Source organism: Pseudoalteromonas sp. H103 (assembly GCF_001469205.1).
Taxonomy (GTDB): domain Bacteria; phylum Pseudomonadota; class Gammaproteobacteria; order Enterobacterales; family Alteromonadaceae; genus Pseudoalteromonas; species Pseudoalteromonas carrageenovora.
In genome coordinates this window covers 107,145-133,865 of record NZ_LOFG01000012.1, presented here as the reverse complement: position 1 = coordinate 133,865, position 26,721 = coordinate 107,145, and the positions used below count along the sequence as shown (strand labels likewise).

Annotated in this window: 18 protein-coding genes and 1 other RNA gene; 11 read left to right on the top strand and 8 right to left on the bottom strand. The window is 41.0% G+C overall.

The genetic code is table 11. The features are described from left to right. Entirely contained in the window at positions 1 to 1,140 is a 1,140-nt protein-coding gene (gene cydB, locus ATS74_RS07880; RefSeq protein WP_058548367.1) for a cytochrome d ubiquinol oxidase subunit II, read from the bottom strand. Next, positions 1,137 to 2,720 carry a cytochrome ubiquinol oxidase subunit I gene (locus ATS74_RS07875; protein ID WP_058548366.1) on the bottom strand — a complete coding sequence of 528 codons (1,584 nt, stop codon included), beginning with the start codon at positions 2,718 to 2,720 and terminating at the stop codon, positions 1,137 to 1,139. The genes cydB and ATS74_RS07875 overlap by 4 nt, the downstream gene beginning before the upstream one ends. A gap of 300 nt (positions 2,721 to 3,020) precedes the next feature. Here ATS74_RS07875 and lpxB point away from each other — a divergent pair, with 300 nt between their 5' ends. The 6 genes from lpxB to ATS74_RS07845 all read left to right on the top strand — a co-directional run bounded on the left by lpxB (position 3,021) and on the right by ATS74_RS07845 (position 10,977). Next, positions 3,021 to 4,178: a lipid-A-disaccharide synthase gene (gene lpxB, locus ATS74_RS07870; RefSeq protein WP_058548365.1), complete on the top strand. Its 1,158-nt coding sequence runs from the start codon at positions 3,021 to 3,023 to the stop codon at positions 4,176 to 4,178. Then, positions 4,168 to 4,770, top strand: a complete 603-nt coding sequence (gene rnhB / locus ATS74_RS07865) for a ribonuclease HII (protein ID WP_058548364.1) — start codon at positions 4,168 to 4,170, stop codon at positions 4,768 to 4,770. Before lpxB ends, rnhB begins: the two co-directional genes overlap by 11 nt. Positions 4,771 to 4,773: 3 nt before the next feature. Next, on the top strand, positions 4,774 to 8,265 hold the full coding sequence (gene dnaE, locus ATS74_RS07860) for a DNA polymerase III subunit alpha (RefSeq protein ID WP_058548363.1): 3,492 nt from the start codon (positions 4,774 to 4,776) through the stop codon (positions 8,263 to 8,265). Between the two features lie 16 nt (positions 8,266 to 8,281). Then, positions 8,282 to 9,238, top strand: a complete 957-nt coding sequence (gene accA, locus ATS74_RS07855; protein WP_058548362.1) for an acetyl-CoA carboxylase carboxyl transferase subunit alpha — start codon at positions 8,282 to 8,284, stop codon at positions 9,236 to 9,238. 92 nt (positions 9,239 to 9,330) lie between these two features. Further along, positions 9,331 to 10,635 carry a tRNA lysidine(34) synthetase TilS gene (tilS, locus tag ATS74_RS07850; RefSeq protein WP_058548361.1) on the top strand — a complete coding sequence of 435 codons (1,305 nt, stop codon included), beginning with the start codon at positions 9,331 to 9,333 and terminating at the stop codon, positions 10,633 to 10,635. Beyond that, on the top strand, positions 10,636 to 10,977 hold the full coding sequence (locus ATS74_RS07845) for a hypothetical protein (RefSeq protein ID WP_058548360.1): 342 nt from the start codon (positions 10,636 to 10,638) through the stop codon (positions 10,975 to 10,977). A gap of 73 nt (positions 10,978 to 11,050) precedes the next feature. Here ATS74_RS07845 and ATS74_RS07840 read toward each other — a convergent pair whose 3' ends face one another. Beyond that, entirely contained in the window at positions 11,051 to 11,947 is an 897-nt protein-coding gene (locus ATS74_RS07840) for a GGDEF domain-containing protein (RefSeq protein ID WP_058548359.1), read from the bottom strand. A gap of 133 nt (positions 11,948 to 12,080) precedes the next feature. Here ATS74_RS07840 and ATS74_RS07835 point away from each other — a divergent pair, with 133 nt between their 5' ends. Beyond that, positions 12,081 to 14,054, top strand: coding sequence for a monovalent cation:proton antiporter-2 (CPA2) family protein (locus ATS74_RS07835; protein ID WP_058548358.1), 1,974 nt, complete (start codon positions 12,081 to 12,083; stop codon positions 14,052 to 14,054). Between the two features lie 15 nt (positions 14,055 to 14,069). Here ATS74_RS07835 and ATS74_RS07830 read toward each other — a convergent pair whose 3' ends face one another. Then, positions 14,070 to 15,215 (bottom strand): patatin-like phospholipase family protein, encoded by a 1,146-nt coding sequence (locus ATS74_RS07830; RefSeq protein WP_058548357.1) that lies wholly within the window; start codon positions 15,213 to 15,215, stop codon positions 14,070 to 14,072. 214 nt (positions 15,216 to 15,429) lie between these two features. Here ATS74_RS07830 and ATS74_RS07825 point away from each other — a divergent pair, with 214 nt between their 5' ends. The 3 genes from ATS74_RS07825 to ATS74_RS07820 all read left to right on the top strand — a co-directional run bounded on the left by ATS74_RS07825 (position 15,430) and on the right by ATS74_RS07820 (position 19,495). Further along, entirely contained in the window at positions 15,430 to 16,305 is an 876-nt protein-coding gene (locus ATS74_RS07825) for a DUF3014 domain-containing protein (RefSeq protein ID WP_058548356.1), read from the top strand. Positions 16,306 to 16,444: 139 nt separating this feature from the next. Then, positions 16,445 to 16,541: signal recognition particle sRNA small type (gene ffs / locus ATS74_RS19675), an RNA gene on the top strand. A gap of 194 nt (positions 16,542 to 16,735) precedes the next feature. Further along, positions 16,736 to 19,495, top strand: coding sequence for a response regulator (locus ATS74_RS07820; RefSeq protein ID WP_058548355.1), 2,760 nt, complete (start codon positions 16,736 to 16,738; stop codon positions 19,493 to 19,495). 26 nt (positions 19,496 to 19,521) lie between these two features. On the opposite strand, the gene ATS74_RS07815 is transcribed toward ATS74_RS07820, so the two are convergent. Together ATS74_RS07815 and zigA are read right to left on the bottom strand one after the other, a co-directional pair. Next, positions 19,522 to 20,211 (bottom strand): DUF1826 domain-containing protein, encoded by a 690-nt coding sequence (locus ATS74_RS07815; protein ID WP_058548354.1) that lies wholly within the window; start codon positions 20,209 to 20,211, stop codon positions 19,522 to 19,524. Beyond that, positions 20,211 to 21,410: a zinc metallochaperone GTPase ZigA gene (gene zigA, locus ATS74_RS07810; RefSeq protein ID WP_058548353.1), complete on the bottom strand. Its 1,200-nt coding sequence runs from the start codon at positions 21,408 to 21,410 to the stop codon at positions 20,211 to 20,213. The genes ATS74_RS07815 and zigA overlap by 1 nt, the downstream gene beginning before the upstream one ends. A gap of 223 nt (positions 21,411 to 21,633) precedes the next feature. On the opposite strand from zigA, the gene ATS74_RS07805 reads away from it, so the two are divergent. Continuing rightward, positions 21,634 to 23,769 (top strand): TonB-dependent siderophore receptor, encoded by a 2,136-nt coding sequence (locus ATS74_RS07805; protein WP_058548352.1) that lies wholly within the window; start codon positions 21,634 to 21,636, stop codon positions 23,767 to 23,769. A 109-nt stretch (positions 23,770 to 23,878) separates the two neighbouring features. On the opposite strand, the gene ATS74_RS07800 is transcribed toward ATS74_RS07805, so the two are convergent. Together ATS74_RS07800 and ATS74_RS07795 are read right to left on the bottom strand one after the other, a co-directional pair. Continuing rightward, positions 23,879 to 24,958, bottom strand: coding sequence for a mechanosensitive ion channel family protein (locus ATS74_RS07800; protein WP_058548351.1), 1,080 nt, complete (start codon positions 24,956 to 24,958; stop codon positions 23,879 to 23,881). 164 nt (positions 24,959 to 25,122) lie between these two features. Then, complete coding sequence (locus tag ATS74_RS07795) at positions 25,123 to 26,547, bottom strand: sugar porter family MFS transporter (RefSeq protein ID WP_058548350.1); 1,425 nt, start codon at positions 26,545 to 26,547, stop codon at positions 25,123 to 25,125. Between the last annotated feature and the right edge of the window lie 174 nt (positions 26,548 to 26,721).

Below are 26,721 nucleotides of genomic sequence, written 5' to 3'. Positions count from 1 at the left end.
TTAGTAGCTACCGTGAGTGTTGTTTTCAATTTCATCTACCGTTACTCTGCGCCACATTTTTACGTAACACCACGTGGTGTAGGCCAGTATAAGCGGTATAAAAATAACTACGGCAACAAACATAATATTTAGCGTTTTATGACTAGATACGGCATCCCAAATAGTTAAGCTAATATCAGGATTATTAATTGAAGGCATAATGAATGGGAATAGTGATACGCCCGCCGTCATAATAATGCCTATTAACATTATACTTGTAGAAATAAGGCCAAGCGCAGGTTTATTAATTTTTGAGAAAAACAATGCGCTTAGTGCCATTACAAACCCTAAAATAGGGAAGGTCATTGTCCATGGTCGTTCACTGTAGTTATTAAGCCAAGCACCTTTTGCTGTAGTTACCACTTTAGCTAAAGGGTCGGCATGGCTTTGCGTGTCTGGCATAGAGATAATTTGATAGCCATTGATATTAGCCACCCAAACACCAGCTCCAGCAAAAAGCACAATAAATACCATCAGTGCATAGCGGCCATACTGCCCTGAACGTTCAGCTACTGCATCAGCGGTACGAAGTTGTAACCACATACCAGCATGAGCAATTAACATAGCCACACTAATTAAACCTGCAAGCAATGCAAATGGGTTTAATAAACCAAAAAACGAGCCTTGATAACTTACACGTAGTAAGTTATCAATATTAAACGGCACGCCTAAAAATAAGTTACCAAACGCCACACCAAATACTAAAGCCGGAATTGCACTGCCTGCAAACAAGCCCCAATCCCAGTTGTTGCGCCAGCGTTTAGAATCTATTTTAGAGCGGTAATCAAAACCAAGAGGTCTAAAAAATAATGCAAATAGCACCAGCATCATAGCAAAATAAAAACCCGAAAATGCGGCTGCATACACCATAGGCCACGCTGCAAATAAAGCACCGCCAGCGGTAATAAACCACACTTGGTTACCATCCCAGTGTGCGCCAATGGTATTAATTACTGTGCGACGTTCTGAGTCTGTTTTACCTACTAGGCGTAGCAGCATAGCCACGCCCATATCCATACCATCGGTAATAGCAAAGCCAATAAGCAACACACCAATGAGCAACCACCACAGCATTTTTAATGTTTCATAATCAAAAATCATAATTGCTCTCCTGCATCTTTATCTGCTTTGTTTGGTAACTCAAAGTGGTATTTACCAGTATGTAATGAGCTTGGTCCTTGTTTAATAAAGCGAACCATCAACCAACCTTCAACAATAGCCAAGCCAGTGTAAAAAATAATGAATCCAGTTAAGCTAATTAAAATATCGTTTACCGTTAGTGACGAGGTCGCTAAAAAGGTGGGTAAAATTTCAGATATTGCCCAAGGCTGGCGACCATATTCAGCAACTATCCAACCAAATTCAATGGCAATCCAAGGGAGTGGAATACTCAATACCGCAGCCCACAGTAACCAACGTTTTTGCTCAATAATACGGTGTGCATTGTAGTAAAACGCTAATATAAATACACCAAGCATAGCTACGCCACAGGCGACCATTATCCTAAACGACCAAAACATAGGGCCTACTTTAGGGAAGGAGTCTTTAACGGCTTTTTGAATGTGCTCTTCTGTCGCGTCTACCACATTAGGTGTATAGCGCTTAAGTAATAACCCATAGCCTAAATCGGCTTTTAAAGTGTCAAATTTAGCAATGTTTTGTGGGGTATCGTCACCGCTTCTTAGTTTTTCAAGGTACTCGTATGCAATCATGCCGTTACGAATACGCACTTCGTGTTTTTTCTCTAAATCAGAAATCCCAATTACTTGCTCATCTAAAGAGCGCGTCGCAATTAAACCCAGTGCGTAAGGAATTTTTACCGCCGCGTGGGTTACTTGTTCGTCCGAATCAGGAAAACCAATAGCTGTAAATGCAGCAGGGGCCTCTTCTGTATGCCACTCAGCTTCTATTGTTGCTAGTTTTACTTTTTGAACTTCGCCTACTTCGTAGCCTGACTCGTCACCTAATAAAATTACACACAATATTGAAGCCAAACCAAAGCCCGATGCCACCGAGAACGAGCGCTTAGCAAAGGCTAAATCACGGCCTTTCAATATGTACCAGCTACTAATACCCAACACAAACATAGAGGCTGCTACATAACCTGCCGATACAGTATGAATAAACTTAACTTGTGCTACAGGGTTAAATACAAGCTCTGCAAAGCTAGTCATTTCCATACGCATAGTTTGATAGTTAAATTCTGCCCCTACCGGATTTTGCATCCAACCATTAGCAATCAAAATCCAAAGCGCCGACATATTTGTACCCAGCGCCATTAAAAATGTTGCGCCTAAGTGTTGGCGTTTAGTTAACCTGTCCCAGCCTAAAAAGAACATACCCACAAAGGTCGATTCTAAAAAGAATGCCATTAAGCCTTCAATAGCGAGCGGCGCACCAAAAACATCACCCACATAATGTGAGTAATAAGACCAGTTAGTACCAAACTCAAACTCCATGGTTAGGCCCGTTGCCACACCAATTGCAAAGTTAATACCAAACAACTTACCCCAAAACTTAGTCATATCGCGATATATTTCGCGGCCGGTCATAACATAAACCGATTCCATAATGACTAAGATCCAGGTCATACCTATGGTTAAAGGTACGAATAAGAAATGGAAGAGTGCGGTAACAGCAAACTGTAATCGCGATAGATCCACAAAGGTTTCATCTATCATTTTTAGCTCCTTGAGGGTGACGGGTTAACAAGGCAATACAAAATTGGCAAAGTTAGATTTAATGAACTTTCAGTAATTACTGAAAGTTTGTAATATTATTTACGCTTGTACAATTTTTGTCAATATATATATTAGGAAAAGTTAATATATATTACACATGCTACATCAGTATTAAAAACAAACAATGTTTAGGTGTAATTTAAGCTATAAAAGGTGGTTAATTTAAAGCGTTTAACCAAACACTAAAACACGGTAAACTAACCCTTATGAACGCCTGGTTTACTTGTGAAATAAAATCAAATGAATAAAGAGAAAAAACAACTACGTATTGGTATTGTGGCAGGTGAACTGTCGGGCGATATTTTAGGTGAAGGCTTAATTAAAGCGCTTAAAGTACATTTCCCTGATGCTATTTTTGAAGGGATTGCTGGGCCAAAAATGCAGGCGCAAGGCTGTAAAACACTTTACGATATGGATGAGCTATCGGTAATGGGGCTTGTTGAAGTATTAGGACGCCTGCCTCGATTACTTAAAATACGCAAACAGCTCGTACAGCATTTTGTTGATAACCCACCCGATGTATTTATTGGAATAGACGCCCCCGATTTTAACCTACGCGTTGAAAAACCATTAAAAGATGCAGGCATTAAAACTATTCAATACGTGAGCCCATCAGTGTGGGCATGGCGTGAAAAACGCATTCATACAATAAGTGCTGCTACTAACTTAGTGCTTGCATTATTACCGTTTGAAAAAGAATTCTACGATAAGCACCAAGTACCTTGTACATTTGTAGGGCACACATTAGCTGACGATATAGCCCTTGAGCACGACGACAGCCAAGCACGTGCAGAACTAGGTTTAAGCCTTGATGACAAAGTACTTGCGTTACTACCAGGTAGCCGAGGCTCTGAAGTAGGCTTATTAAGCGAAACCTATATAAAAACAGCTGCGCAGTTACAAGCGCAAAACCCAGACCTTAAAATTGTGGTGCCACTGGTAAACGAAAAGCGCAAAGCGCAGTTTACTGATATTTTAAATGCCACAGCACCTAGCCTTAATATTAGTTTGCTAGATGGGCAATCAAAACTCGCTATGCAAGCGGCAGACGCCATATTACTTGCATCGGGCACCGCGACACTTGAAGGCATGCTCTATAAAAAGCCAATGGTAGTGGGTTATAAAATAAAGCCGATGAGTTATTGGATTTTTAAAACTTTATTTACCTTTAATATTAAGTATTTTTCACTGCCTAACTTATTGGCCGATGAAGAGCTTGTGCCTGAATTTTTACAAAGCGAATGTAACGCAGCCAATTTAACAGGTGCACTTACGCCTATGCTAAATACCGATAACAAAGAATTAAAAGCACGCTTTTTAGCTATTCACGAAAAAATTAGATTAAATGCCAGCAAACAAGCAGCTAATGCTGTGGCGGAGTTAATAAATGCAAATTGAACGACCTAACGTAACCTTAATTGCCGGTGTAGATGAAGTAGGGCGCGGCCCGCTTGTAGGTGATGTTGTTACCGCTGCGGTAATACTCGACCCCACTAAACCTATTGCAGGTTTAGCTGACTCTAAAAAGCTAACAGAAAAAAAGCGCCAAGCACTTGCTTTAGAAATAAAAGAAAAAGCACTGTGTTACGCATATGGCCGTTGTAGCCCAACTGAAATTGACGAGTTAAATATTTTACACGCCACCATGCTTGCTATGAGTCGCGCGGTTGAGGGGCTAAGCACACAGCCTGAATTTGTATTTATAGATGGTAATCGTTTACCTAAGTTAACTATGCCCGCGCAAGCGGTTGTTAAGGGCGATAGCCTAGTGGCCGAAATATCAGCGGCGTCTATTTTAGCTAAAGTAGCGCGTGATGATGAAATGATTGAACTCGATGCACGCTACCCACAATATGGATTTGCAGGGCACAAAGGTTACCCAACTAAAGCGCACTTTGCAGCACTTGAGCAATATGGCGCAATAGATGAGCACCGTAAAAGCTTTAAACCTGTGCAGCGCGTATTAATGCAAGCTAAGGGTGAGGCGTAAACCATGGCTGCACCAGAGTTTGTACATTTAAGGGTTCACTCAGACTTTTCGATGGTAGATGGCCTGGCCAAAACCAAGCCAATAGTCGCTAAAGCGCAAGAGCTTGAAATGCCAGCGCTTGCTATTACCGACCAAATGAACTTTTGTGGTTTAGTGCGGTTTTATGGCGCCACGCACAATGCGGGTATAAAGCCGATTGTGGGTGCTGATTTTTGGCTGCGCAGCCCTGAATTTCCAGATGAGCCATGCCGTATAACTATTTTAGCTAAAGACAACGATGGTTATAAAAATATAACTTTATTAATATCTGAAGCGTATCAGCGAGGGCATGTATTTCATCGCCCGGTGATTGACCGTGAATGGCTAGTAAATCACAAAGAAGGGTTAATTATTCTCTCAGGCGCTAAAGATGGCGATTTAGGTAAAGCGCTTTTAAAAGGCAACCCGGGCGTTATTGAATCTGTTGTTAGCTTTTACAAGCAGCACTTTAGTGATCATTACTATTTAGAGCTTGTACGAACTAACCGCCCGCTCGAAGAAGACTACCTGCACATGGCAGTAGAGCTTGCCGCTAAAGAACAGTTACCGGTTGTAGCCACTAACGAAGTGGTATTTTTAAAGCCTGAGAACTTTGAAGCGCACGAAATCCGAGTGGCCATTTTTGATGGCTACACCCTTGATGATAAACGCCGCCCTAAACGATTTTCACAAGAACAATACCTAAAAACGCCTGAGCAAATGGCTGAGCTTTTTAGCGATATTCCAGAGGCGCTACAAAATACCGTAGAAATAGCCAAGCGCTGTAATGTAACGGTGCAATTAGGGACTTACTTTTTACCAGATTACCCTACTGGTTCACTAAAAATTGAAGACTTTTTAGTTAAAGTTTCAGAAGACGGCCTTGAAGAGCGACTACAGTTTTTATTCCCAGATGAAGAAGATAGAAAAGTAAAACGCGTTGAATACGACGAACGTTTAGCAATAGAGCTTGGCGTAATTAACCAAATGGGTTTTCCGGGTTACTTCTTAATCGTAATGGAGTTCATTCAGTGGAGTAAAGATAACAATATACCGGTAGGCCCTGGGCGTGGTTCAGGTGCAGGCTCGTTAGTAGCATACGCACTTAAAATTACCGACCTCGACCCGCTTGAATTTGATTTACTCTTTGAGCGATTCTTAAACCCTGAACGTGTATCAATGCCCGATTTCGACGTCGATTTTTGTATGGACAGGCGCGATGAAGTAATTGATCACGTGTCGGCATTGTATGGCCGTGATGCGGTATCGCAAATTATCACCTTTGGTACCATGGCGGCAAAAGCGGTAATTCGCGATGTAGGGCGTGTACTTGGTCATCCTTATGGGTTTGTTGATCGCATTTCGAAGATGATCCCTGGCGATCCGGGTATGACCCTTGCCAAAGCGTTTGAAGTTGAGCCGCGTTTACAAGAAGCATACGATGGCGACTCTGAGGTAAAAGATTTAATCGACATGTGTCGCATCCTCGAAGGGTGTACACGTAACGCAGGTAAACATGCGGGTGGCGTAGTAATATCGCCAACCACTATTACCGACTTTGCTGCACTTTATTGCGATGACGAAGGTAAATTTCCGGTTACCCAGTTTGATAAAAACGACGTAGAAACCGCAGGCCTTGTTAAGTTCGATTTCTTGGGTTTACGTACCTTGACCATTTTGCAGTGGGCTGTGGATATGACCAACGTGCGAATGCAGCGCGAAGGTAAGGACCCAGTTGATATAAATACCATCCCACTGGATGATAAAAAAAGTATAGAGCTATTACTGCGCGCCGAAACAACGGCAGTGTTTCAGCTAGAGTCGCGCGGCATGAAAGACTTAGTACGTCGCCTTAAGCCCGATTGTTTTGAAGATATGATTGCACTCGTGGCCTTGTTTCGTCCAGGTCCACTGCAATCAGGCATGGTAGATAACTTTATCGACCGAAAACTCGGCCGAGAAGAAATCTCATACCCCGATGCGCAGTATCAGCACGAAAGCTTAAAACCAATACTCGATCCTACTTACGGCATTATTTTGTATCAAGAACAAGTAATGCAAATAGCGCAGGTACTAGCAGGCTATACGCTTGGTGGCGCCGATATGTTACGCCGTGCAATGGGTAAGAAAAAACCCGAAGAGATGGCAAAACAGCGTTCAACGTTTGAAGATGGCGCCCGAAATAACGGCATTGACGGCGAGCTAGCCATTAAAATCTTCGACTTGGTAGAAAAGTTCGCAGGTTATGGTTTTAATAAATCTCACTCAGCGGCATACGCATTAGTATCGTATCAAACGCTGTGGATGAAAACGCACCACCCAGCTGAGTTTATGGCTGCGGTAATGTCGGCAGATATGGATAACACCGACAAAATAGTAATTTTGGTAGATGAATGTGAAAACATGAAACTCACCTTATTACCGCCAGATGTAAACGCTGGTGAGTTTAAGTTTACGGTAAACCTGCGAGGCGAAATTGTTTACGGTATAGGCGCAATTAAAGGCGTAGGTGAAGCGCCGGTAGATGCTATTTTAGAAGCACGCGCAAAAGGCGGCCCATTTAAAGACTTATTTGATTTTTGTGCCCGTGTAGATTTAAAACGCTTAAATAAACGTGTTACCGAAAAATTAATTTATGCCGGTGCGCTTGATCAGCTCGGTCCAGAAAAAACCCAAGCAGGGCGTGCAACGTTACTGGCAAGTTTGAAAGATGCCATGCGTGCAGCCGATCAGCACAACAAGGCAGAGCTGCTTGGGCAAAGCGATTTATTTGGTTTATTAGCCACCGAGCCTGATGAAGTAGAACAAGCCTTTATTAAAGCCACGGGTCTTACAGATAACCAATGGCTTGAAGGTGAAAAGGATACACTAGGCCTTTATTTAACAGGGCATCCGATAAATCAGTACCGAAAAGAACTTAGGTATTATACCAGCGGTAAGCTGGTGGATTTACAGCCAACTAATCGTGATGTACTCTCTACAGCGGCTGGTTTAGTTATTTCAGCGAGAACCTTAATTAATAAAAAAGGAAATCGTTGGGGGTTAATAACTTTAGATGACAAGAGCGCCCGTATTGATGTACGCTTGTTTCCAGAACAGTTCGAAATGTACCAAGAAATGCTTCAAGTTAACAATATCTTGGTAATATCTGGACAGGTCAGCTTTGATAACTTCTCCGGTGGCATTACAATGACCGCCAGAGAAATAAACACCATTGCTCAAGCGCGTGAAAAACGTATTAAAGCGATTAAAATGACGCTGAACATGGTGCAAATCGAGGCAGGTTTCTTCGATAAATTACAAAAAGTACTCGAACCTTATAAAATGGGAACGTGTCCGATCAAGGTTTATTACCAACGCCCCGATGCGTTGGCGCAATTAACCCTAGGGATCGAATGGTGTGTTACGCCGAGCGACGACTTAATTCATAAGTTATCACTCATGGCGGCACAAGATGTAGAACTAGAATTTAACTGATTAGGTAGTTTAGAGCATGAGCCTCAATTATCTTGATTTTGAGCTTCCGATTGCAGAATTAGAAGCAAAAATTGAAGAATTACAAAGTATAAGCCGCGCTGGCGAATTAGACCTTGAGTTAGAAGAGGAAGTCAGCAAATTAAAAGAAAAAAGTGCTAAGCAAAAAGAGGAAATATTCTCAAATTTAGGCGCTTGGCAAGTATCGCAGTTAGCGCGTCATCCGTTGCGTCCTTACACTCGAGATTATATCGAGCGCATTTTCACGGAATTTGACGAGTTTGCAGGCGATCGTACTTTTGCTAACGATCCGGCTATTTTAGGCGGTGTTGCACGTTTAGATGGCGAACCAGTAATGGTTATTGGCCAACAAAAAGGTCGCGATACAGCTGAAAAAATTAAACGCAACTTTGGTATGCCAAAGCCTGAAGGTTACCGTAAAGCATTACGCTTAATGGAAATGGCTGAGCGTTTTAAAATGCCAATTATGACCTTTATCGACACACCAGGTGCTTATCCTGGTGTTGGCGCTGAAGAGCGCGGTCAGTCTGAAGCAATTGCACGTAACCTAAAAGTAATGGCGGCGCTTAAAGTGCCCACTATTTGTACGGTTATTGGTGAAGGCGGTTCAGGTGGTGCATTAGCGATTGGTGTTGGCGACAGAGTTAACATGTTGCAATACAGCACTTACTCGGTAATTTCGCCTGAAGGCTGTGCATCTATTTTATGGAAAAGCGCAGACAAAGCACCACTAGCAGCAGAAGCTATGGGTGTAACGGCAGAGCGTGTTAAAGAGCTTGATTTGATCAGCAACTTAGTTGACGAGCCTTTAGGTGGCGCACATCGTAATTACGATGCAATGGCGCGTAACTTAAAAACCCGTTTAAAACGTGATTTAGCAGACTTACAAGCGCTTTCGCTTGAAGACATGCTTGATCAACGTTACAAACGTTTGATGTCGTTTGGTTACTGCTAATAAAGTAGCTATTACATTAAATGCTAAAAAAAGCCGCTTATGCGGCTTTTTTGTTTTAAAATACTACCAACACAAATTTTATAGCGTATTGCATGCAATCATCAGCCATTTATCAACAAGTTAAACATTCACTTGAGCACTTTTTTAAGCAACAACAGTTTAATTTTACTGTGGCGCTTTCGGGTGGGGTTGATTCTGTTGTATTGCTGCATGTAATGCACTTGCTAAGGCAAGAAATGCCAACGCTAAAGGTAAGTGCTATATATGTAAATCATGGTTTAAGCCAATACGCACAAGACTGGCAACAGTTTTGCCAAACAGTGTGTACCAAACTTAACGTACCTTTTAACGCAGCTGCTGTGCATATAGAGCAAAAAACACGTACAAGCCTTGAAGCGCAGGCTCGCGATGAGCGTTATAAAGCACTTGATGAACTAAGCGCACCTGAAAGTGTTATTTTATTAGGCCAGCATTTAAACGATCAAATAGAAACTTTTTTACTGCGCTTAAAGCGTGGCTCGGGCCTAAAAGGCTTAGGTGCTATGCAGCAAACTCGCACTCTTAATAGTGGACGTGTATGTTTTAGGCCGCTTATAAATGTAACGCGTAGTAATATTGAAGCCTTTGCCGCCGAGTTTAATATTAGCCATATTACTGATGACTCAAATACGGATGAGCGCTTTGAACGTAATTTTTTACGCGCAAGTGTAGTGCCCATACTTGCAGAGCGCTTTAATGGTTTTGAGCACTGTGCAGGGCGAAGTATAAGCTTATTGCAAAAGCAGCAAGCGCTTCTTGATGAATACACTCAAATTGATTTAAGCCAAAGTTTAAATGACCAGCAAGCATTGTGTATTAGCCTAATAATTCACTATAGCGAGGTGCGAATGGCAAATGTTGTTCGTGCTTGGCTTGAGTTATTTACTCAAATTATGCCCTCGCAAAAACAGTTGTCGCAAATAATAAACCAAGCTATTAATGCTCAAACCGATTCGCAGATGCAGATTGATTTAACTGATGGGCAAATACGTCGTCATCAAGAATATTTATATTTTGTTGTACCGCGTAAACCATTAAGCAATGAACTTTTAATTGCAGATGAGCTAACACTTTGTGATGGCCGTTTATTATTAAAACAACGCGGTAAAGGTGTGCGTGAGCCATTTACTAATGAACAAGTAAGCGTGCGATTTAATTGTAATAGTGCTCGTATAAAGCCTTTAAAAAAACCAGGTAGTAACACCCTAAAACATTGGTTTAAAGATGCAAAAGTAGCGCCTTGGCTGCGATCGCAGGTGCCACTAATATTTTATAACGATGAGTTAGTGCAAGTAGTTGGTTATTTTGTAAGTGAAAAACATAAAGATGAAAACGGTATTATTTGGGAGTGTAAATAAATGAGTGAGCAGCCGCACGTAGGGTTGTCGTTAGTTAACAAAGCGCCAATGGGCATGTTAATAACAGCTTTAATTGCTGTTATAGCTAATGTATTGCTAGAGCTTAATATTATTACTTTGGGCTATGCTGTTGCTGGTGGTGTGGTATCTGCGGCATTACTACTTGCCTACTGGTTAGGAAAAGGTGGGCTGTTTTTTATTTTAGGCGTAAGCTTACCACTGGTTTTAGTGCTATTTACTCCGCTTGCGAGTATTACCGCATTACTTAATTTAGTGAGCGGCTTCTTTTTTGGCTTTTGTGCTGCGTTGTTTATTTATAAATTGGTGAGTCCAAAGTTTTAAGATTGGAATTTTAGCAATAAAAAAGCCTAGCGGGGGAAGCTAGGCTTTTTTATTCAATGCAGTTAAGTAAATACTAATATGCTTTTGCGCAGTTGCGTCCAGATGCTTTTGCTTTGTATAGACCTTTATCGGCTCTAGCAAATATTTCGTTTTCGCAATCTTGGCTGCTTGCCAAAGAAAAGCCAATACTGGTTGTTACTTTGTATTGAGACATTAAAGGCGATTTTCTTACTAGGCGCATAATACGCTCAGCAATTACTTTATTGGTCGTAAATTCAGGGTCTTCAATAAGTAATGCAAACTCATCACCACCAAATCTAAACACCGAATCAGTGCCTCTTATGCTGCTACATAATACTTTTGCGAACTCCTTGAGCATGTCGTCACCTACTTTATGGCCAAAGTTATCGTTAACCTGCTTAAAGTTATCTAAATCAAGTAGCATTAGGCTAAATGGGCGTTGGTAACGACGGCAGTTTTCAAGCTTTTGAAGCAAAAAGTCATTAAATTGACTGCGGTTATTTAAACCCGTTAATGCATCTTTTGTAGCAAGTTTTAACACACGACTATACATCATTGCGTTACGCAATGGGTAAACAAGTGCCGAGTGCAAAGTACGTAGCTTGCTTTCAATCGCTGCATTTAGCTTAAATTGGCTAAAGTAAATTAATTGGCCTAAGTGCTCTTTACCAATAGATAAGTCAAATATATAAGGCGTAGTATTGGTGTTGCTGTCTGAGGTTTGCGCAGTACCAAGTGTTGATTGAAACTGCAATCCAGAAAAATTAAGTAACTTTTTAGCAAATTTTGCATAAATAGCTAAAACATCTTCAATAACTAGGCTTGTTTGTAGCTCAGTAACAAGATCATGCGTTGCCGCAGACTCGTTAATTTGTGTGTGTTCAGCCGAAAACGGCAAAAAGTCGCCGCGACCAGATACACGTTGTGTCAAAATATGGACGTTTTCCATTAAAATCTCCCCCGAGAGTGTTGCTTTGCAGTAACTAAGCGATTTTTATGCCATATTTTAAAATTGCTTGATAAACATATGGTTGCTATATTTAGAGTACATTCCTTAGTTTAATTGACGCCGGAGCCCAAATTTGCAAAGTATAAACGCTCAAATTTTTGGCTTGTTAGTAGCGGCAGTGCTTTTTGTGTGGTTTTTTAAGCGCATAGGGTTGCCACCAATTTTAGCGTACTTAGCTACGGGTGTTTTAGCGGGCAGCCATGGTATTGGTTGGCTTGCTCAATCGCATGAAATTGAATTTGTAGCAGAGTTAGGAATTGTATTTTTATTATTTAGTCTGGGATTAGAGTTTTCTATTTCTCGGCTAATGGCAATGCGTAACCTCGTATTTGGGCTTGGCTCCTTGCAAGTGGGGGTTACCAGCTTACTCTTCATTATAATTTTATATTGTTTAGACTTCTCCTTACTTACCAGTTTTACCATTGGCACAATAATGGCCCTGTCTTCAACGGCTGTAGTGGTAAAGCTATTAAAAGAAACCGGTGAATTAAACCAACGCCGCGGGCAACTTGCCGTAGGTGTGTTGCTGTTTCAAGATATAGCTGTAGTCCCTTTACTTATTATTCTTCCGTTGTTTGCCTCAAGTGGCTCGCAAAGTATTGGCTGGGCATTAGCCTTTGCTTTAACTAAAGGGGCATTTGTATGTGTTTTATTGTGGGCAATTGGTAAATGGGTGTTACCCAAAGTATTTAACGAAATAGCCCAGGTACGTACCGATGAACTGTTTGTATTAACAACTATTTTGGTTGCACTGTTTGCTGGGTTATTAACTTATATGTTTGGCCTATCTATGGCCTTAGGGGCTTTTTTAGCGGGTATGATGTTAGGCGAGAGCCATTACAGGCACCAATTAGAAGCCGATATAAGACCATTTCGCGATATTTTAATGGGGCTGTTTTTTGTAACCGTTGGTATGCAGCTCGACATTTTATTTGTACTTAACCACAGTTTACTTATTATTGGTGCCTTACTTGGCTTATTAATATTAAAAATTACCGTGGTTGCGCTTAGTGCACGGCTTATGCATGAGCGAAACCAAGACTCCTTAGCGTGTGGCATTATGCTTTGGCAAATGGGAGAGTTTGGCTTTGTGTTAATTGCCCTTGCTGGGCAGCACCAGTTATTAAGCTCTGAACAGGCTTCGTTTTTAATTGCACTTGGCGTGTTATCTATGGCAATAACGCCATTTTTAATTGATAAAACGCCCTTTATTTTAAACAAATTAGGCATTTTAGAGCACCCAAGTATGGCCACAGAAAGTGTGCCACAAAGCAGTACGCTGTATAACGATCACGTTGTGATCTGTGGTTTTTCTCGGGTTGGGCAAACTATAGCGCGGTTTTTAAAGCCCGAGGCCATAGATTACGTAGCAATAGAAAGTAACCCTATTTTGGTTCAAGAAGGTAAAGCCGCTGGTGAGCCTGTAATCTTTGGCTATGTTAAGCAAAAAGATATTTTAAAATGTGCAGGCGTAGAACGTGCGCGTTTAGTTATTATTACCTTTACAGAGCTTGAGCACGCACAAGTAGTTATAGATGCCATAAAACAGCTCGCCCCCAATGTAAAAATACTGATAAGAACCCGTGACGACAGCCAGCTAGATTACTTAAAAGAGTTAGGTGTAACAGAAGTTGTACCTGAGTCACTAGAGGCGAGCTTAATGCTTGTCTCGCATGTTTTATCTATGTCGGGCGTACCCATGACACGCATTGTACGCCGAGTGAGTAAAGAACGTAGAAACCGTTACCCGTTAATGCAAAGCTTTTACGCGGGCTACTTTAAAGACAGTGAAGAAACCTCAACTGACCGTTTAGAATATTTACATGTGGTTGCACTACCGCCGCAAGCCTTTGCAGTTAATAAAGTTATAGAAGAGTTAAATTTAGCTAAACGCCGAGTAATAGTTAAAGCACTGCGCAGAGAAGGGCAAGAAATAGATACGCCCGATGAGCAAACAACGCTTTACGCTAACGATGTACTCGTACTACAAGGTAAACCAAGGAGGGTAGAGCGGGTAGAGCACTACCTGCTCGATGGAATAGAATAACGTGTCTGTTTAGGCTTAATCTAGTTCTAAAAACTTGCGTATCTCCGGTAATTTTTTCATACCGTCTTCAAAGCCTATTTGCATTAAATGCTGGGTGTAGCGTTTTTCAAATAATAGATAGCTAGTTAAACTCGATTGTGAATGCTTTTTAACACCGATTGTACGCAGTAGTACTTTAATAGCCCATGGCATGTCGTTGTAATATTGCGCGGCAATGGCATTAAAGTTTTGCGATGGATTAATTACAAACGTATCAATTTGCTTAAGCTCTTGGTGTTTATCGCGAGCGGGTAGTAGCCCTAAAGTGCGATTAATACGGTCTAAACGCTCTAAATCCGATTGCATGGTGTCGGTAAAAACACTATCGAGTAAATGCCCAGCAACAGCCGAAAGGCCCGGGTAATGAGGAGAATACCCCGGAGGATGAAGCTCTTTAGGTTGATCGACACCAATAATAAATATTTTCTCTGCACCTAAATGAATAGATGGGCTTAAAGGCGAAAGCTGATGTATTGAGCCATCACCAAAATAATGGTTATAAATATTCACACTAGGAAACACCATAGGAATTGCGCTTGAGGCCATTAAATGCTCTACATTAATACGCGTTGCTTGGCCTTCGCGCTTAGCACGCTGCCACGATGTTTGTGTGTTTGACTGAAAAAACGCCACAGAATCGCCGGTCGTGTAACTAGAGGCCGTAATCGACAATGCATCTAGGTAATTACGGTGTAAATTACGCTCAATTCGGTGTAAATCTAAAATTTCGTTTAACAGCCCTCGCAAAGGGCGATTATTTAATAAGCTCGCAGGAGGATGGTTTATATGCTCTGACTGAAAGCTGGTTAAAATATTACGTGCAATATGGCCAAATACACTTAAAAAGTCGCTTTTATACACCATAGAGGTCGAAAAGTTTTTCCAAACCGACTCAAGTTTACGCACAGCTAAATGCGCACAAGAGGCATAACACGCTAAAGCGGCTGAGTTAATTGCTCCAGCTGAAGTGCCATTTATTACTCTAAACGGCAAAGGAGCAGTACGTGGCATACTATGCGCAAGGGCTTTTAAAACACCCACTTGATAAGCAGCTCGTGCGCCACCCCCTGTTAATAACAGAGCAATTTTTGGTTTTTCTGGATCGACTTGCTTGATTTTCATATTGGTGTTTAAACTGTTCAACGTCTTTACTTTATTTATTAACTGTAAGTCTTTAAGCTAGAAGAATCAAAGGATAACTGAGTTACTACGTATAGTAAGCTTACATTTATATTTGTAAGCTAAAATAGTTACAGTAATAGTTTTTACTCATAATGAATTTTTTCCATTCAGAGCACTCTGAGTGATAATGCATTTTAATTTTTATGGAGTTTGTATGTCAGATAAACCAGAAGCGTCAGATGTTCAAAAACGTCCGCCTAATAACAACTTTTTATTCGCCGTTATTATTTTAATTATTGTGGTGTGTGCTGCCGCATTTGTACTTTTAAAACCAAGTGACGAGCCACAAAAACGCACAGAGGTAGAGCAAGCACCAAAAGAGCAGCCAATGATGGAGCTTAAACCAGAAAACGACCCTGTTGTTGATGCACCATCGGTTATGCCAGAAAAACCAGAAAACCTAGAAGTGCCAGCACAGCGCCCAGTTGAGCCAGAGCCTGAAGTAGAGCCACTACCAACGCTTGATGAAAGTGACGACGTAGTAGTAGCAAAAATCGACGAATACCTAAGTGATTCAGTAATGAGCCTAATGGTAACCGACGACGTAATTCGCCGTGGCGTTGTATTTATAGATAACATAGCCAAAGGTAAAATTGCTAAAAAGCACACACCAGTAGTTAAGCCAGAAGAAGAGTTTAGTGTTAACGAAGGTGACATTTTAACAATCGACCCTAATAGCTACGAGCGTTACACCCCTTATGTAAAAGTTTTTACAAGTATGAGTGCAGCACAAGCTGTGCGTATGTACGAAGAATATAAACCACTTATAAATAATGCTTACAGTGAAATTGGCTACGGTGATGATGAGTTTAATCAAACGCTGGAAGATGCTATCGATTTATTACTCGATACGCCAGAACCTGAAGGTGACTTGCCGTTACTACGTGACTCGGTTACTTATCAGTATGCATTTTCTGAATGGGAGCAACTTCCTGCTGCACAAAAACAACTTTTACGCATGGGCCCAGAAAACATGAAAAAAGTAAAAGCAGCACTTCGCAATATAAAAGTGCAGTTAGAGAGCAATTAATACGCACTAAAACAGCTAAATATGCCGCGATTGTATATGAAGTATGCAATCGCACTTTCTTTTTTGATTATCCCTTGAATAACACAGTAAAAGTAGAGATAATCCCTCCCGCGCCAACCAAGGCCCTCAATGGTAGTCTTATTGGTCCTCTCGCAACACTAGCAGGCGAACCTGGTCAGGCCCGGAAGGGAGCAGCCACAGTTTGTGACGTGTGTGCCGAGATGTGGCTGGTAAGACTGCCACCCAAATTCCTCATTTGGGTGTATATCTCTAACTCCTTAATATTTATGTTTTTTCACTAAATTAATCCATAATACCTAATAGTTTCCGGCTCCTTTTCTCGCTAGACAACTTTTAACTTGTACGCAATAATGTAGCAATTATATTAATTTAACACTGCGTGTTAACAAAGTGCCCCAAGGTTGGTTTAATGCCTCAAAGAAGTAAGTGGACACTCGCTGTTTTATTAGGGTTGCTAGGTGGTTTAGTTAACCTCTCGCCGTTATATTTTTTCGACAGTTCTGAGTTTTTATTTGGGCAAGTATTTGTATTATGTAGCTTAGTGTTTATTGGGCTGCGTTATGCGTGCTTAAGCCTTGCGATCGTATCTGGCTTTTTACTTTATAGGTGGGGGCATTGCTGGCCGAGTATTGTTTATTTACTCGAGCTTTTTTGGCTTTACACTTTTTGTTTACGCCGCTCTAAACCCATACTCCCTCTTGGTACTGTTTTTTGGCTGTTAGTTGGTTTACCTATAATTTGGGGAATAGGGCAGTTTCTTATTGGTCTGCCATGGTTAACGCTAGTTGTTGCAATATCAAAGTACCTCATAAATGCGTTAATTAGCTTAGCTTTAGTTGATTTATTTAGTGTATTTGTACCCCACGCCAGCCGTGCCTATCAGGGCAGGCCTCTTGCTCGCATTCTTAGCTATGTTGTAAGCGTTATTATTATATTGGTTATACTGCTTACCAGTGTAATTTTAGTGAACGATCACCACTCTCGGTTAGAGTATGAGGTAGACGCCCAGCTTGAAGAAAAAGCCAAATATATAAGCACTCAATTAAGTGATTATTTAACGTTTCATAAAAATGCCATTGTAATGAGTAGCGACGCCATAAGCGCGGGCACAGATAGTGAGCAGCAGTTAAAAAGGCTAATGAATCTATTTCCAGGGTTTGCTACAAGCTTGTATGCAAACCCTAGCGGCTACGTCGAAATAACGTCGCCTAATAACCTTATAGCGGGGTTAACTAAGGCGCAGCGTAATGTTACTGATCGCGAGTACTTTAATCAGGCTAAGCAATATCCTCTTGGTTATAGCAGTGGTGTGTTTCAAGGGCGAGGGCTTGGCAATGAAGCCATTGTTGCGCTGTCTGCACCTATTTATCGTGATGGTGAGTTTTACGGCGTAGTAGAGGGGTCGTTAAAGCTTGGACGATTAGAGCAGTTTATTCCTAATTTATTTGAAAACACTGGCGAATTAGTTGTACTGGATGATAAACAAAAAGTGGTTTTTAGCTCGCTTGAGCAGTTTAAAATATTAACCGACTTTAACGAAGATGGTTTTAATGCGCGTAATATGGGCGATAAAAATTTATTTCGTTCCAATAATAACGAGGTTTACCATAGCTCTAAATATGTTAATCCGCAGAGCAAATGGCAAGTAATCACTTTTTATAATCGTAAACATTTGAGTATGGCTGTAGCCAAAGCCTGGCTGCCAAGTATTTTGTTAGGCGCTATGCTAATTATTATGGTGGTACTGTTTGTACGCCAACTTGCAAATTTATTAGTGCAGCCAATCAGTGGTTTAACTAATTTAATGCAAAGCTTTAATAAATCAAAAAAACAGACTTTTAATACAGATTCAAGTTGGCAAGAAGTACTGCAACTTCAGCAGCAGTTTGAAATGCTCGCCACTGCGCTGCAGCATTCAATAGAAAACCTGCAAGCGTCAAATATAAAAAACCAAGACCTAAACAAACAACTCAGTGAGTTTAACCAGCAGCTAGAAAAACAAGTTGCTGAGCAAACCAATAAGCTTAAGCAAGCAGTAGAGCGTGCTAATTTAGCTAATGTGGCTAAATCGCAGTTTTTAGCAAATATGAGTCATGAACTACGCACCCCAATGAACGGTATTTTGGGCATGGGTGAGGTATTGCTGCGTGATAGTTCGTTAACCGACGAGCAAAGAGATCTTTTAGATACGCAACAAAAAAGTGCTCAAAATTTATTGAAAATCTTAAACGATATTTTAGATTTTTCTAAAATTGAGGCTAATGCAATGCAAATTAGCCCGCGTCCTACAAATTTAGCGCCTTTTATCGAAAATATTAAATCGTTGTTTTCACCCATTGTAAGCTCTGACGACGTGCAGTTTATAGTTCAGTGCAGTAACACCTTGCCAGATTGTATTAACGTAGATGATTTACGCTTAAACCAAGTAATTATTAATTTATTATCTAACGCGTATAAGTTTACTGAGCGCGGGTTTGTACGTTTATCGTTTGATTACAGTGGCCAGCAGTTATTTGTAAGTGTGTCTGATAGCGGTATAGGCATAGCAAAAGATCAGCAATCGTTATTGTTTAGCGAGTTTACACAAGCTGATGTAGGTGTTGCACGTAAATACGGTGGTACCGGGCTTGGTTTGGCCATTAGCCAAGGGTTAATTAAAAAAATGCAGGGTGAAATATCTTTAAATAGTCAGCCCGGTAAAGGCAGCATGCTTAAGTTTTACATTAATGCGCCTAAAGCTGAGTTTATAAAGCACACAGCCGCAGTACAGTCGCAATCAGTACCTAACCTTGGTAGCAAAAAATTACTCTTAGTGGAAGATAACCCCATAAACCGCCAAGTAATTGCAAAAATGTTAGAGCCAACTCATGTACAACTTACAATGGCTAACGATGGAATTGAAGCGTTAAAAGTGCTTAAGGGTAATACCTTTGACTTAATTTTAATGGACTGCCAAATGCCAAATATGGATGGTTACGAATGTACCCAAACCATACGTGCTAACGAAGTAAACACTAAGGCACATGTGCCCATTATTGCAATTACCGCTAATGCCTACGAAGATGATAAACAGCGCTGTTTAAGTGTAGGTATGGATGACTTTGTATCTAAACCTGTAAGCACACAAGGTTTGTACGAAGTAATCGCTAGGGTGATAAACGCGCATTAGCTTAGCGTTTATCACCACAACAAATTTTAGATAAAATCGAGCGTAAGTAATAAGCGTTGCTCGTTTTCAGCCACCGGGGGTGAGCGATGAACAAGCCCTGCACCTTCGTTTTCATCCCAGTACTCGCCTTTAAGCAGGGCAACATCGCCTTGCTGGAGTTGATTAATATTATTTAGGCTTTTAAATAAACCAGACTCTTCATCGGGTTTACCTAAATTACCAGTACCTAGCTTTGAGCGGTTTACATCGCTGTGATTTAACCACTGCGTAGCAACACCTTGATAGGTAGTAACTAGCCGGCACGGAATTTTGTCTACATGAAAACGCGGGCACATAGGTTTATCTAATATTTTTAGCCTTAAACCGGCGCGTTTTAAATCAAACAGGCAGCAAAACATTTCAACCAACAGTGCGATATCTTCACACAGAGCTTTAACTTCATCGCGGTTATTATCTTCTGGCTTAAGCGCTTTTATTAATTGATCAAATGCATCATCGGGCGATACCGCAAGTTCAAGTGGCTTTAAAGCATTTGCACTAATGAGTGTATTAACTGCATTTGTTAATGTTTGCTCAAGGTCTCTTTGCCAAATAACAATGTTAGTGTCTTGGTTATAAATTTGTGGCAATACATTGGCGTCACACTCTTTAGCTGCTTTTCGGTACAGCGGTTCCGCAGGCTTTATTTGCGCAGTTATTGGGGCTAGGGCATTCATTACTCTTCCTCCCAAATAGGAAACGGGTCGTTATAGGTTCTCCAAAAGTCTTTACCTTTAAGTACGGCATCTGCCGGGAGAAGGCAGTCATCAAGCGCTTTAATCATGGCTTTTTTATCTAACGACTGACCAATAAAAACAAGCTCTTGGCGCATATCACCAAAGGGCTCTACCCATTTACTGTTTATATCAGCAAGTAGTTCGGGGTCTGTGGGCCAGTCTTTTTTAGGTATTGCTTTATAAAACATACCTGCAAACCCGTAATGAGCTATACCGCCAGCTTGGCTCCACTGCGCGCAAAATAAAGGGCGCGTTGCTAACCAAAAATACCCTTTAGAACGAATGAGCTTGCCAAATTGCTCGGTATTGTGCAAAAAGTTATAAAACTTTTCTGGGTCAAATGGGCGGCGCGCAGTGTAATTAAAGCTGCTAATACCATACTCTTCGGTTTCGGGAATATGTTCACCACGCATTTCTTTAAGCCAACCCGGTGCTTGTTGGGCACGTTCAAAATTAAATAAACCGGTGTTTAGCACTTCGTTAATATTAATATGGCCGTTTGAAATAGGAATAATGTTAGCTTGAGTATTGAGCGTATTTAAAATGGCAGTGAGTCTATTTAATTCATCGTTTGTAATTAAATCAGTTTTACTAATTAAAATAACATCGGCAAATTCAACTTGGTCAACAAGTAAGTCGGCTACGCTTCGCTCGTCGTCTTCTCCTAATGATTCGCCGGTATCTTGTAAATCATTTGCTTGTTCGTAGTCGTTTAAAAAGTTAACCGCGTCAACCACTGTTACCATGGTATCGAGGGTGGCAACATCACCAAGTGAAACCCCGTTTTCGTCGGCAAAGGTGAATGTTTCGGCAACTGGGAGGGGTTCAGATATACCGGTTGATTCAATAACGAGGTAATCAAAACGCCCATCTTTGGCAAGTTTGCCCACTTCAACAAGTAAATCTTCTCGTAGGGTGCAGCAAATACAACCGTTGCTCATTTCGACTAGTTTTTCGTTACTGTGATTGAGCGATACACCACTTTTAATAGTGGCTGCATCGATATTTATATCGCTCATATCGTTTACTATAACGGCGACTTTTTTACCTTGTCTGTTATTAAGAATATGGCTAAGTACAGTGGTTTTACCAGCCCCCAAAAAACCTGATAACACTGTGACGGGCAGTTTATTTATCATTTAATAATCTTACTAAATTACAATTTTGAGTATGTTATATTATATCAATTGTGTATTCCAGTAATGCTAATTAATTTATTCATAGCTGAGCTGCCAATTTAGTGTGTTGCTTAAATACTCTTCATTCGAAAAATAAGGATGAATATGAAATTATTTACATTGCACATGTTAATGATAGTCGTTATCATTCGCGGTGTTTTATACACCTCTTTTCAGGATCAACATGTTTAACCAAAAATACTTGGCGCTTAGTATTGCTGCGTCTTTTTCTGCTTTTTCTAATGTGGCATTTGCCGAGCAAAATAACGATATTGAAAAAATAGAAGTAACAGGCCGCGCTCAGCAGTTTTACCTAGAAACCGAAAGTAAAATTGGTACTAAAACGGATTTAGATCTTATTAAATTACCGCAATCTGCGCAGGTATTAACCGAGCAACTTATTATTGACCAAGCCGCGCGCGACATTACCGATTTATACCGCTCAATAGCAGGGGTAAGTGAGTACAGTTATTCAGGCGTTACTTTTCGTGGTTTTAGAGACGATGCCAATGTATTTTACGATGGCGTACGTGGCGATCCGTACTCGGGCTTTGGTGTACCGCAATTATTTAATGTAGCGCGTGTAGAAGTATTAAAAGGCCCAGCCTCTGCGTTATATGGTGGTGGTGAGCCAGGCGGTATGATCAACTATGTGATTAAAAAGCCTTCGTACACGCAAAGCAAAGAGCTAAAGCTAACGCTTGGCAATTACGACACACGTGGTGCATCACTTGATATGACCGGCGGTTTAACCGACACCATGGCGTATCGTGTAGGTGGTTATTACGAGGAGCAAGACAGCTTTCGTAATAATGCAGATTCAAAAAACACCGAGTTTACCGGTGGTTTATTATTTGATTTAACAGATTCAACCACACTAACCACAAGTGTTGACTACATCAAACAAGACTTAGGCGGTAACCGTTTACGTGGTGTACCGGTAGATGACAACGGTAATTTTTTAGTTGACCCAAGTTACAACGCAAACGAAGCATTTGACTACCAAAACATGGAAGCGTTAGTGCTGCAAGCCGAGCTAAAGCATTACTTTAATGATGATTTTTCGGTAAGTAGCACGCTGCGTTACATGGATAACGAACGCGACCAAGCCTACCATGAGTCGCAAAGCTGGGTAGATGTAAACGGCGATGGTGAAGCAAACATTGATGACGAAACCATTAAACGCGAATACCGTAATCAATACCGCGCAAACGAAGAAACAAGCTTAACCACCGACTTTGTTTATAGCTTTGAGCAAGGCCAATTAGCACACCAAGTATTGTTTGGTGGCGACTACCACATAGTCGATACCGAGTACGATTACTTACGCGCCCGTTATGAAGCGGACGGCGTGGCTAACTTAAACATATTTGACTTAAATTACGGCGAAACCGACCCAAGTACTTATAACCTTACCGACATGAACCGCGATGGTGTTGATACTGACCGTTTTGGCCTATACGTACAAGATGTTGTAAGCATTAACGAGCAATGGACCGTGATTGCCGGCCTGCGTTACGATTATTTTAAAGAGCTAAACAAAGAAACCGGTTACAGTTACTCAGATAACGATATAACCCCGCGCGTGGCTGTTACATACCAACCCGTTGAAAACACATCGGTATACATAAACTACTCAGAAAGCTTTAACCCAGCATCATCGGGTGACCAAGAAGATGTAGAAGGCGAGGGCAACTTAACGCCAGAAACCGGTAAACAAACCGAAATTGGTATGAAAAACAAATGGCTTAATGGCAAAATTATGAGCACCTTTGCTATTTACCAAATTAATAAAGAAAACGTAGTAATGAGCAACCCTGACGACACTGGCGCGGGTGATGGCATTGCAGCACTTTTAAATATTGGTGAGGTAGAAAGCCGTGGGTTTGAAACAACGCTGGTGGGCGATTTAACCGAGCACTGGACGCTAACTGCTAACTACGCATATAACGATACACTGGTTGTTGAGGGTGTAACGGGCGATACTATTTCAAGCACCTACGGTGATGGCTCTCGCTTTGCTAATGCCCCGCGCCACCAAGCTGGTTTATGGTCGCGTTTTGCGCTTGATAGCATCGACTCGTCTATTGCATTTGGCGCAAATTACGTAAGCGAGCAAATAAGCCAAGATGGCCAAAAAGTTAAACCCTTTACTGTATTTGATATGAGCTGGACTACGCGCTTTGACGATGTGTTATTAAGCGTAAATATCAATAATCTATTCGATAAAGAATACGCAGTAAGTGGCTTTAGTGAGCGCAACGGTCACTTCCCGGGCAGCCCGCGTGAAATAGTAGGCCAAGTAACCTATAAATTTTAAAACACGTAAGTAAACGGCTACTTATGCTTTATTACACAGCATAAAAGCGCGTAACTATACGTGTAGTAAAATAATTAAACCGAGGTAGGCGCATGCTTACCTCGGTTTTTTAATGTTCAGCGTTATTAAAATTAGCCGCTTCTTGCGATGTATTAATGGCTGTAATAGGGAAGGGGATCACAATACCTTCTTGGTTATAGCGTTTATGCAGCGCTTTAATAAAAGCAGATTTAACCCAAAATCGATTAAAGTACTCTTTTGCGCGCAGCATTACGGTAAAATTAATACTTGAGTTATCAAAGGTGTGATAAACCACAAAGGTATTGTAATCATCAACACCCCATTCATGGTCAATTAGTACTTGGCGAGCAACTTCAAGCGTTACTTGTTCTACAAACTCTAAGTCTGAGCTGTAATGAACGCTTACATCAACAGGTACGCTCAGTTCTTTTTCGGGGTAAAAGTAATTAATAATACGCGATTTAGAAAGCTGACTATTAGGAATAATAATCATATTATTTGGCAGCATTTTAACCCACGTAGAGCGCCAACCAATTTTTTCTACAAAGCCTTGCTCCTTTGACTCAAGCTCAATAAAATCCCCCACACGTATGGGTTTATCTATAACAAGCTGTACGCCCGAAAAAAAGTTTTCAAGGGTGGGTTGCAGGGCGAGTGCTACAGCAAGCGAGGTAATACCCAATGAGGCAATAATAGGTGTAATAGAAATACCTAAAGTCCCCATTAAAACTAAAATCCCAACCGATAAAACGCTAACCCTAATAACGCCTTTAATAATACTTTGCGAATTAAAAATTACCGCCGATTCTTTGCTGTAGTAATTAATAGTGCCAATAAAAAAACGGTCAAAAAATAAAATAATGGCCACTAAACCCAAAATAATATTAATGGTCGAAAACGAAATAAAGTGCGCTATAGACTCATTTTTTATTAAAAGGCCTTGCTCTATAATGGTGAGAAGCACAATTATTGTGCAAAGAGTGAGCGGTTTAGAAATTGACTCTATAAATAAGCTGTCAAAAATAAACTTAGTATGAGAGGTCCACTTTTTAAGCCAGTACATTATAAAAAAGCGGATACAAAACAAAGCTATAGTTATAGAAACTAAACAAATAGCAATAACAACCCAAGGCTGCTCTGTTAGGTTATAAAACGTATTAACAGACATTACAGATCCCTTTTTTAAAAACTTAAAGGGTAAAGCAGCAAGTTATGTACCTATATGAGTAGAGGGGCTGTATTTATAAAGTAACTCAGGTTATTAAAAGGTAATATAACTGGCAGCCAGAGCGTGCCAGTTATATTTTTAGTATGGCTTAATTTAGCTTTAGATTACATAGACTCAAGTGTTTTACCACGGGTCTCTTTAATGTATTTAACAACAAAAAATATGCTAATAAGTGCCGATAAAGCATAAAAGCCGTACGCACCGGCAAGGCCAATGTTAGCCAGCATAATAGGGAAGGTCATGGTAATGACAAAGTTAGCAATCCACTGTGCGCTTGCAGCAACAGCAAGCGCTGCACCGCGAATACGGTTATTAAACATTTCGCCTAATAACACCCACACAACGGGGCCCCAACTTAATCCAAAAAATACCACAAATAAGTTAGCCATTATAAGCGCAAACGTACCCATGTTATCGCTAAGTGCAAGCTTGCCTGCTTCATCAAGGCCTGCGCTGCCAAATATATAAGTAAGCGCGCTTAAGCTAATAAACATACCCACACTGCCTACAAGCAATAGTGGCTTACGGCCAATTTTGTCAACAAGGGCAATAGCAATAAAGGTCGATACAATATTAGTAGTACCCGCTAATACATTTATAAATAGCGATTGCGACTCATCAAACCCAGCAGCTTGCCAAAGCTCAGAGCCGTAATAAAATACCACGTTAATACCTACAAATTGCTGAAACACACTCAGCGCAACACCCGCCCAAACAATTGGGTGTACTTTTTTACTGCCATCAATAAATAAATCGCGAATACTCGGCTTTTTATCGCTATGCAAGGAGCTTTTAACATCGCTTATTTGCGCAGCAACGTTGTCGTTTGAAATTTTACTAAATACCGTTTTTGCATCGTCTACTTTACCTTGTGCCACTAAATAACGAGGCGACTCAGGAATAAACAACACACCCACTAAAAAAAGTATTGCAGGCACAAGCTCAGCCCAAAACATCCAGCGCCAAGCGGCTGTATCAAGCATTAAAATATTTTGCGCGCTGCCTGCTGCATCAGCAATTAAATAGTTACTTAAAAACGCAGCAAATAAACCCAATACAATAGCGAGTTGTTGAAGTGTAGCTAAACGACCACGAAGGGCTGGTGGCGCAACCTCCGCAATATAAGCCGGCGCCAATACCGATGCAGCACCAATACCTAAGCCACCAAATAAGCGGTAAAAAATAAACTCGGCCGAGCTTTCGCTAATGCCTGAGCCAAACGCACTAATGGCAAAAATAATCGCGGTGATGATCATAATTGCACGGCGACCAAACTTATCAGCCAGCGGGCCCGCAGCAAGTGCCCCCACGGCGCTGCCTAATAATACCGAGGCTACGTTAAACCCCGTAGCCACACTGCTTGAATTAAACGCATTACCGAGTGCCGACACTGTGCCGTTAATAACGCCCGAGTCAAAACCAAATAAAAAGCCACCAATAGCAGCCACGGCAGAGATAAAAATTACGTAAAAAAGAGAGGTGTTTTCAGCTGTGTTGGCTGAGTGGGAAGGCGGTGTGTGCGTTGTCATTATATGCCCTGAAAGTTAATTTAAATTTAAAGGAGCATAATATCGTAAAGCGCTACAGCTGAATACATTTGTGCGGGTATAAAGGGTTTGGCGTGTATAAATTAAGCAGTGCTTTGAAGGTTTTAATTTAAGGGATTTAGTTTAAAGGTATTAGCTTAAAGGCTTTAGATTCAA